The 974-nt window shown below is 72.8% G+C and carries 2 protein-coding genes; both read right to left on the reverse strand.

What is annotated here, in order from left to right; genetic code table 11:
• The coding region (locus tag LQ326_RS47265) for a response regulator (RefSeq protein ID WP_234545392.1) at positions 1-661 on the reverse strand (661 nt) is incomplete at its 3' end.
• Positions 658-974 (reverse strand): sensor histidine kinase (locus LQ326_RS47270; protein WP_372497151.1); only part of this gene is annotated, 317 nt, incomplete at its 5' end. The genes LQ326_RS47270 and LQ326_RS47265, both read right to left, overlap by 4 nt.

Genomic DNA, 974 nt, shown 5'->3' on the forward strand with positions numbered 1-974 from the left:
TGGCCCTGACCAGCCCGGTGTCGTAGGCCGTGATGACGGCCTGGATGCGGTCGCGGGCGCCGAGTTTGGCGAGGACGCGGCCCACGTGTTTCTTGACCGTGGATTCGGTCAGGACGAGGCGTTCGGCGATCTCGGTGTTGGTCCAGCCGTGGCCGATGGCGACGAGGACTTCGCGTTCGCGGTCGGTGAGGGTCCGCAGGCGGGGGTCCTCGGCGGGCGCGGTGCGCCCGGGGGCCAGCACCCGGTGGGTGTAGGCGTCCAGGAGGCGGCGGGTGAGGCGGGGGGAGACGACGGCGTCTCCGGTGGCGACCGCGTGGATGCCGGCGACGAGTTCCTCGGGGCGGGCGTCCTTGAGGAGGAAGCCGCCGGCGCCGGCGCGCAGGCCGTCGTAGGCGTACTCGTCGAGGTCGAAGGTGGTGACGATGAGGACGCGGGTGCGGCCACCGGCGGCGACGATCCGGCGGGTGGCCTCGATGCCGTCCATACCGGGCATGCGGATGTCCATGAGGACGACGTCGGGGCGGAGTTCGGCGGTCATGCGGACGGCCTGGGCGCCGTGCTCGGCCTCGCCGACCGGGGTCAGGCCGGGGGTGCCCTCCAGGAGCATGCGCACGCCCATGCGTTGCAGGGGCTGGTCGTCGGCGATGAGGACGGTGGTCATGGCTGATGATCTCCCGGGGGTACGTCGAGCACGACGTCGACGAGCCAGCCGTGGCCGGTGGCAGGCGGGCCGAGGGTGACGGTGCCGCCGTACATGGCGGCCCGCTGGCGGATGCCGACGAGACCGTGCCCGGCGGTGCCGGACCGCGCCTCGGCGGCGGGTACGCCGGTGTCGGCGACCATGATGTGCACGGTTCCGGCGTCCACGGTGACGGCGACGTCGGCCGTGGCGCCCGGGGCGGTGTGTTTGAGGGTGTTGGTGAGGGATTCCTGGACGATGCGGTACACGGTGAGCTGAACACCGCTGCCGAGGG

The organism is Streptomyces shenzhenensis (assembly GCF_021462265.1).
In the GTDB taxonomy this organism is placed as follows: Bacteria; Actinomycetota; Actinomycetes; order Streptomycetales; family Streptomycetaceae; genus Streptomyces; species Streptomyces shenzhenensis.